General features: G+C 60.4%; 7 protein-coding genes. 4 read left to right on the forward strand and 3 right to left on the reverse strand.

Annotation, left to right across the window (positions count from 1 at the left end; genetic code table 11):
- Positions 1-461: 461 nt before the first annotated feature.
- The 4 genes from XI06_RS16855 to XI06_RS16870 all read left to right on the forward strand — a co-directional run bounded on the left by XI06_RS16855 (position 462) and on the right by XI06_RS16870 (position 5,436).
- Positions 462-1,793: an OpgC domain-containing protein gene (locus XI06_RS16855; RefSeq protein WP_271605920.1), complete on the forward strand. Its 1,332-nt coding sequence runs from the start codon at positions 462-464 to the stop codon at positions 1,791-1,793.
- A 33-nt stretch (positions 1,794-1,826) separates the two neighbouring features.
- Entirely contained in the window at positions 1,827-3,038 is a 1,212-nt protein-coding gene (locus XI06_RS16860) for an OpgC domain-containing protein (RefSeq protein ID WP_237865803.1), read from the forward strand.
- A gap of 23 nt (positions 3,039-3,061) precedes the next feature.
- Positions 3,062-3,553, forward strand: a complete 492-nt coding sequence (locus tag XI06_RS16865) for a DUF2059 domain-containing protein (RefSeq protein ID WP_237871449.1) — start codon at positions 3,062-3,064, stop codon at positions 3,551-3,553.
- 62 nt (positions 3,554-3,615) lie between these two features.
- Positions 3,616-5,436, forward strand: coding sequence for an ArnT family glycosyltransferase (locus tag XI06_RS16870; RefSeq protein WP_271605921.1), 1,821 nt, complete (start codon positions 3,616-3,618; stop codon positions 5,434-5,436).
- A gap of 126 nt (positions 5,437-5,562) precedes the next feature.
- Here the strand turns inward: XI06_RS16870 and XI06_RS16875 are convergent, their stop codons facing one another.
- From XI06_RS16875 to XI06_RS16885, 3 genes are all read right to left on the reverse strand, one after another.
- Positions 5,563-7,374 (reverse strand): methyl-accepting chemotaxis protein, encoded by a 1,812-nt coding sequence (locus tag XI06_RS16875; RefSeq protein ID WP_271605922.1) that lies wholly within the window; start codon positions 7,372-7,374, stop codon positions 5,563-5,565.
- A 236-nt stretch (positions 7,375-7,610) separates the two neighbouring features.
- Positions 7,611-7,850 carry a hypothetical protein gene (locus XI06_RS16880; protein WP_271605923.1) on the reverse strand — a complete coding sequence of 80 codons (240 nt, stop codon included), beginning with the start codon at positions 7,848-7,850 and terminating at the stop codon, positions 7,611-7,613.
- Positions 7,851-7,879: 29 nt separating this feature from the next.
- Positions 7,880-8,197 (reverse strand): DUF1648 domain-containing protein, encoded by a 318-nt coding sequence (locus tag XI06_RS16885; protein WP_271605924.1) that lies wholly within the window; start codon positions 8,195-8,197, stop codon positions 7,880-7,882.
- Positions 8,198-8,329 lie beyond the last annotated feature (132 nt).

The following is an 8,329-nucleotide window of genomic DNA, read 5'->3' on the forward strand; positions in this document are numbered from 1 at the left end:
TTCCGCGGCGGGGTGAGTGGCGGAGACAAAAGAGCGAAAACAACCCATCCACTACAACGATTGGCTTGGAAGAATCCGGATAAAATTTTGCTTTGCCGAGAATGACTTTGCTTCGTCGGGCAAAACACCGGCGGAATGCAGGAATGGCATGGCGCGGGATGCCGGCACATTCCCCGACCTTGGAGCCCAGCGAAGCAGGGTGCCATGAACGGCCAAACGCGTGCATCCCTCGATCGTTAGCTTGGCAGCCCTTCTCGGTCAGCTCCAATGCCGATCGGCTAACGAACCCATAGAACCAAGGTATTGGAGAGGTCTCTCCGTACCGATTATCCAGCCCCCACGCGCAGCGTTCGTTGTGAGAGGTATTCGGTAGTGTCGACTTCTCAATGGAGGCATCGCATCTTCGATGTTCTTGTTCCGGAGCGGAGGTTAGACTTCCGTCGGAAAAGGGAGGGGGACCAATGAGGCGCTTGCCGATTCTTGGTATCCTTGGCGCGCGGGCCGAAATTGGGGTGACGAGTCGCCCCCAGTACCGCCGATTGATCTGGCTCGCCGCCTGGTTCGCCAGAGGTTACCCCAAATCAAAGCGGCATGGCGTTGCGCCGGCTTCGTCGCAGTCCCTCCCAACACCGAGCTTTGCCGTCGCCAAAGGCGAGCGAGAATTACGACTCGACTTCTTCCGCGGCCTGGCCCTCTGGCTCATTTATGTCGATCACGTTTCACCCGACCTCCTGGCCTGGGTCACGATACGCAACTACGGGTTCAGCGATGCGGCCGAAGTGTTCATCTTCATCTCCGGCTTCACCGCAGCTTTGGTCTACGGTCGCGCGACCTTCGAGGCTGGCTTCGTGATCGGGACAGCACGTGTGCTGCGGCGGGTCTGGCAAATCTACACCGCGCATCTTCTGCTCTTCCTGGTTCTGATGGCTGAAATCGCTTTCGCTACTGCGGTTTCCGAGAAGCCGGCGTTCTACATCCAGGAGATGGAGGTCGGAGAATTCTTCAAGCAACCTGGCTCCGAAATGATCCAGGCGCTGCTGTTGCGATTCCGCCCGCTGAACATGGATGTCCTGCCGCTCTATGTCGTTCTGATGGCTGTTCTACCGTTGGTGCTGCTGCTCGCTAGATTGCACAGGGATCTGCCGCTCGCCCTGTCGGCCGGACTGTATGTGCTCATGCTTCGATACGACTTGCATTTGTCGACCTATCCAGACGGCTTCTGGTCGTTCAATCCGTATGGATGGCAGCTGCTGTTCGTGTTCGGCGCCTGGTGCGCGCTTGGAGGAGGCAAGCGACTATCGCCGATCCTCAATTCCCGATCGGTGTTGTGGCTGGCCGTCGCCTATCTCTGCGCTGCTTTCTTTGTGACTATGACGTGGTATTTTCCGCCCCTGGAGCGCCTGATCCCCGGCTGGGTCGCGCGACTAATCTATCCGATAAACAAGACCGATTTCGACGTTCTGAGGTTTGCCCATTTCCTGGCGCTGGCCGTCGTCGCACTACGCTTCGTGCCGGGCGATTGGACGGGGCTACGATCGGCCTGGGCGCGCCCTCTCATCCTTTGCGGACAGTATTCTCTTCAAATTTTTGCGCTCGGCGTTGCGCTGTCATTCGCAGGCTACGCCCTGCTCATCGAGCTTGATGCGGGTTTTGTGCTGCACGCGGCGGTCGGCGCCGGCGGCATCTTGATCCTGTACGGCGTAGCAAGGGTATTCACCTGGTACAAATGGGCGATGTCGGGGCACGAACGCGCCAAGGCGGATATTCCCAAGCTGATCGCGCAAAGTTCTTAATGATGGCCCACTCAACGAATCGGACAGGCTGACATGGCAAAAGAGAGCACGGATCTTTTCGTCGTAGAACGGGACTTGAGGCTCGATCTTCTGCGCGGTCTCGGCCTCTGGATGATCTTTCTCGACCACATTCCGGACGACGTGGTGGCCTGGCTCACGCTGCGCAATTACGGCTTCAGCGACGCAGCCGAGTTCTTCGTATTCATCTCCGGTTATCTCCTCGGGTTCATTTACGTCCCGATCGTGGCCGCGGGCCAGTTTCTTCCGGCGTTGAAGCGGCTGTGGCTGCGCGCCTGGCAAATGTACGTTGCTCACATCCTGCTGTTCCTCGCCTTCACGGCACAGATCGCCCGTGCGGCAAGGAAGTGGGACAATCCCATGTACAAGGATGAGTTCAACGTCGCCAACTTCCTCGCGCATCCCGACGAGCTGATAGGCAAGGCGCTCACGTTGCAATACAAGCCTGTCGATCTGGACGTCCTGCCGCTTTACATCTCCCTGGTGCTCGTTTCGCCGTTCGTGGTGTGGTGCCTCGTGCGACGCCCGAATCTGACCTTGGCAGGTTCGATCGTGCTGTACCTGCTCGCTCGCTATTTCGACTGGAACCTGCCGTCCTATCCGAAAGGGGCGACCTGGTATTTCAATCCGTTCGCCTGGCAATTGATGTTCTTTTTCGGCGCCTGGTGCGGGTGCGGCGCGGTCGCTCAAATCAGCAAATTCATTCAGTCGCGCATCGTCTTCGCAGTCGCGATCGGCTGGATCGCTTTTGCGCTGGTGATCGTGATGACCTGGCACAGCGCATTTCTGGAGTCGCTGATCCCGAAATGGATGATCAAGCTGATCTATCCGATCGACAAGACCGACCTCGACATGCTCCGGTTCACGCACTTCCTTGCGCTGGCAGTCATCGTCTCGCGTTATCTCAACCCGGATTGGGAAGGACTGAAGTCGAAATGGCTGCGACCGCTGGTGTTGTGCGGGCAGCATTCGCTGCCGCTGTTCTGCCTCGGCGTCTTCCTGTCGTTCGGGGTGCATTGGATGCTGGTTCAGTGGAAGCACCAGGTGGTCGAGCAAATTCTGCTCAGCATCGGCGGAATGGTCATCATGACCGCTGTCGCCTGGCTTCTGGATCGTGCGCAGCGGGTCCGGAATCTCTTTGTGGACGCCGGCGGCGATGAGCGCTTGGCCACTAAACTCCAACAGGAGGTCGCGCCCGTGGCTCGCACTCAGCCGAGTGCCGCGTGAGTAGATTCGAGGAGGAGACAGGCATGTACAAGGTACTGACGATCATTGTTTGCGCCATCCTGTTCACAATGGGTTTAGCGCGGGCAGACGACCCATCACCCGCCGCAATGGACGCGGCTCGGCGCCTCGTCACGACGCTGCGGGTGACCGATCAATACAAGGTTTTGCTTCCGGGTATTCTGTTCAGCCTTCGACCGGTTTTGTCTCAGGACCGTCCCGAGATCGAGCGCGACTTCGACGCCGCAGTGCCGGCGATCCTGGAAGCCGGCCAGTCGAAATACAGCAATTCGATGATCGAGCGTGCTGCGGCGGCCTATGCGGCGAATTTCTCCGCGGATGAACTGCACGCGATCGAGGCGTTCTATGGCAGCGCGGTCGGCCAAAAGTACACCGGGAAATCGCACGAGCTCTCGGAGATCGGCCGACAGATCGGCGATGAAATCTCGCGCGAAGCGACCGACGAGATCAAGGCGCAGATGACCCGGTTGCTGCGGGACAAAGGCCACAAACTCTAGGAATCGGTCGTGACGGATAACTCAGCACGCAGCGAACAAGAGGCCGCCGCCGGGAAACGGCCTTGCGGCTCGCCTTGCAGGCGAGCGGGGCGCACATGAGATCCGATCATGTGTTGTCGAGAGTTGGATCAAAAGCAGCGGACGACCGTGCTTTCGTCGATGACGCACTGAAGGGGCTTGGCGAGCGCCCTGCGCGCAGCAGCATCCCTTCGAACACCTTCGATTTCTTGGCCCTGGCGTTTCTCACGGCTCTGGCTGTCCTCGTGTGCTTCACGGCGAAGGATTACGCGATCTCCAATGACGAGGGCGTCCAGCATCACTACGGTGAATTGATCATTGCCTACTATCGGAGTGGATTGCGGGTACGCGATCTCTTCAGCTTCGATAACCTGTATCTCTATGGAGGTCTGTTCGACGTCACGGCAATCGCGCTCGGCCAGGTTATCCCCATCGACATCTACGAATTGCGGCACATCCTCTGCGCCGCTACGGGCCTCGCCGGCATCGCCCTCAGTGGCGCCGCCGCGCGATTGATCGCCGGACCGCGCGCGGGCTTTATTGCGACGATTGCGCTTGCGCTCTGCGGCGCCTGGTACGGCGCCATGTTCAACCATACCAAGGACATTCCATTTGCAGCGGCCATGTCCGGAGCGACGCTCGTCCTTCTCCGCCTGGCGCGCCAACTGCCGGCGCCGCGCGCCGTTGACCTTGTGGTCTTCGGCTGTCTTGCCGGAGCAGCTCTCGGGCTGCGTAGCTACGGATTGCTGGTGTTCGTCTACCTCGGAATTGCAATCCTGATCTATCTGCCCTGGACGGAAAGCTGCGGGGCGCGCCTGACCTTCGTGGCTAACTCCGTGTTGAAGACATGCCCCGCCATGGCAGGCGCCTACCTGCTGATGATCCTGGCCTGGCCATGGGCTGCGCTGTCGCCGCTCAATCCCATTCGCGGCCTGTTTGCCTTCTCGGAATTTCAGTATGCGATCCGCACGCTCTTTGCCGGGCACGTGTACGAGATGGCCAAGGTGCCGCGCGCCTATGTTCCCTTCTATCTCTTCATCCGCGTGCCGCTGATCACCCAGGCGGGTGCCGCGCTGGGGATGACTTCGCTTCTTTGGCTTCCCCTCAAGAAAGGCTCGCACCGCTGGCGCGAACTTGCATTGCTATCGACTATGATTCTGCTTCCCCTGGGATGCCAAGCCCTCGTTCATGGCCCTGCGTTCAGCGGCATGCGTCATTTTCTCTTTGTGCTTCCTCCCTTGGCCGTGCTGGCCGGCGTGGGCCTGAGCGATTTCCTCGATGCAATTGCCGTGCGAAGCCGACGACTGGCCTGGGCGGCCCTTGCAGCGATGTGCGCGTCTTTCCTCTCGGAAGGGGTCCTGCTGGCAAGGCTTCATCCCTACGAGAATCTATCCTACAACGCGATGGTCGGAGGCCTTCCGGGCGCATTCCGTCGCTATGACCTTGACTACTGGTTCAACAGCATGCCGGAAGCGATCCGCGTGCTCGAGACCTTCGTCCGCGAAACGACACCGCCCGGCGACATCAAATCGCCGACGATCTATTCGGTCGCTGTGTGTGGAGAACGTCCAGCGTTCGATCACACCGTCACGCTTCCGCAATTGCGTTGGGACTTCCGGTCCGAATGGGACGAATCGGAATTCTTCATCGCCCCGACGCACATGAACTGCGATCGCGACCTGAATGGCGCGATCATCGGCCGCGTGGAAAGGATGGGCGTTCCCATCGCCTATGTGAAAGACAGGCGGGCCATCGTGAAGCACCCAACGACAGACGTCTCATCGCCGCTCACGCGTCAGATTCCCGCTGCGAACGAGATCGCGCGAGAATTTCGACAGCTATCGTCTTCCGGTCAGGCGTTCTGACCCGCCGGCGTCCGGATCCCGCGCGGCAGGATGATGGCGGCTGCAATCGCCAGCAGGCACGGGCCCGCATACGCGTGCAACACCGCCATAATGTCATCATTGGCTCATGAGCGGCTGGCGAGAGTCCTACGCCGCCGACTGCAGAGCCTGGAGCCGCCGGACGAATCCCAGCGCCGCTTCGTTCAAATCGCCGAACCGGCTTCGCAGCGCCTCCGCGCGCGAGCCCGCGCCCTGCGCGATCGACTGCCCCGTGGCGGCCTTCGAGCAGACATCCTCGACCGACCTCTGGAGATGCTCGGCGCCTTCCGCGGCGCTGCGGGCCGCGCGGTTGATGTCGCTGGTGGCGCCGCTCTGTTCCTGGACCGCTCTGGCGATCGTCGCGCTCTGCTCCCTGATATCGCTGATCACGGCGACGATCGCAGCGATTTCGCCGGCCGCCGCCTGCGTCGCCGACTGGATGCCGAGCACCTGGGAGGAGATGTCTTCCGTCGCGCGCGCCGTTTGCGTCGCGAGGGTCTTGACCTCCGCCGCCACCACTGCAAAGCCGCGGCCCGCTTCGCCCGCGCGCGCCGCCTCGATGGTCGCGTTGAGCGCCAGCAAATTGGTCTGGCCGGCGATATCGCTGATCAATTCCACGACGCTTCCGATCTTTGTCGCGGCCTGCACCATGCTCTCCACCATCAATCCGGCCTGGGTCGCGCGGCCGCTGGCAACGTCAGCCACCTGGCTTGCTTCCTGGGCCCGTCCATTGATGTTGCGGGTGGAGGCATCGAGCTGCTCGACCCCGGCAGCCATGGCCTGCACGCTGCCGGCAATGCCGCCTGCGGATTCAGAAGCCGTGCGGCTGCACAGCATGTTGTCCGCGTTGAACCGTTCCAACTCCTGAATCGCATCGGCGATGTGGCCGGCGGCCTCCACGACCTCATCCACGGATCCAACGACCGACTCCTCGAAGGACGAGGCGGCGCGCGCCAGAACGCCTTTCAGCTCGCTCTCAGCCTGCATCTTGAGCTTCGCCTGGGACGCCTGGAGCTCCAATCGATCGGCCGAATGGTCACGCAAGACGGCGACCGCCGCGGCCATGGCGCCGATCTCGTCCCCCCGGTCCAGCCCCGGAATGTCGCCCTCGATCTCGCCCGACACGATCTTGCGCAGCCGCTCCTCCAGACGCCGCAATGGCCGGGAGATCGTTCCTGCGATCAACACCGCAAACGCCACGCTGATGAGCACGACCAGCAGCGCGAGCCCCCCGAGCCGCAGCGCCGCGCCCCTGAACGAATCGTCGAGATCGTCGACATACATGCCGCTTATGACCATCATCTTCAGCTCCGGGAGCGCCCTGACGAAGGCCTGTTTACGCAGGGGCTGCGGCTGGCCGTTGCGGGGGAAATGATAAGTCACGGTCCCGGCGCCGGCGGTGTGCGCGAGATCGACGATCTCGCGCCGGAATAGATGTCCATTGACGTCGCCCTTGTCGATCAGGTTCTTGCCGACGTTTTCAGGCGTGCCGCCATCGGCGAGATTGAGCCCGTCCCAGTCATAGACGAAGAAGTAGTTGTTGCCGTCATATCGCGACTTCGCGATGATCTCCCGGACCCTGCCAATCACATCGTCGCGGCTCATCCGGCCGGACAGGACGTCCTGCTGATAGGCCGCGATCTGCGATGCGACCGCGTCCACGGCGCCGCGCAGCGCCCGCGTCCTCTCGGCCTCCATCTGATCGCGCAGCTGGACCAGGGACACGCCAACGAGAACCATCATCGCGAGTACGCTGCCGAGCGTGAGCATGCCCAACCGCCACGCGATCTTGACCTTCTTCATGCGAAATCCCTTGTCGTTGCAATGAATGCCGAAGCTTGCAATCGAAAGCTTGACGAGGACTTTCAACGACAGCGCCGAACGCGGCGCCATCCGCAAAATGTTATGCGAAATTTGCATCGGCCAGTCGCATCTTGCATCGACGACCGGAGCGAAAAGCTACGACTATGCTTCGCGCGATCCGAGATAAAAATTAGGCCCTGGCTATCTGCCGAGGCTTTCAAACTGCGCGCATAAGCTTCTGAGAATGAGCAGACGCGGGCGCACACTCGCAAAGGCGCAGACGCCGGCTTTGGGGTCTAAGCAGAACTTTTCTGCTCAATCAGAGTATTGCCGGTTTTGACCCCCAGCGGACTTCAGCGCCTGCGAACGAGGCCCCGCTTCGCACGTTTTCCAAGCCACACGCTGTGTCGAACAAATCCACAGACGGTGAGCAGGATGGTGAGAAGGCCAATCTCCCAACGACCCGCGGCAAATAGAGCAATGCAAATCAGATAGACCAAGAAAAGCAGGACCGTCCAAGCCAGGGCAAACCCAAGATAGGTCCGTCCGGTCGGGATGTTGCGTTTGTTATCCGGCTTGACCAAGCACAGCATTCGACCATCTCACCCTGCCAGAACCTCGTTCAGCGCGCCGTTCTCGCTTTCATCAAAACGAACAGATGAGAAACGGCGGCGATCAGCGAGAACATAACTATCCCTAATTCAACACCGTGCACATGCTGCGGCGCGTATGTTGCAGCCAGCCAAATGAAGAGCCGGACGGCTGCCATGAAGGCAATCATCCCCCACATAGTGAGCCATTTTGGGGCGTACCAAGTTGGCTCGCCATTCGGACCCCATTGCATGGCAACGCGCTCGCTCGCGATACGCGGACCAAGATAAAGGTTTGCCCCGACGACGACCGCGATAGCGAAGCCAAAGACGTAGTCTGCTGGCACCATGTTTTTCCGCCTTCCAAACACCAGCCCGAGAATATCCAAAGGCTGAGAAGCAATCCATTCTTGTTAAGATGGAACCGCCCGCGTCTACCTCCTATGGTTGCTAGTAGATTGACTGGATGCTACGACCGCTTC

This window comes from Bradyrhizobium sp. CCBAU 11434 (assembly GCF_028128895.1).
In the GTDB taxonomy this organism is placed as follows: Bacteria; Pseudomonadota; Alphaproteobacteria; order Rhizobiales; family Xanthobacteraceae; genus Bradyrhizobium; species Bradyrhizobium zhengyangense.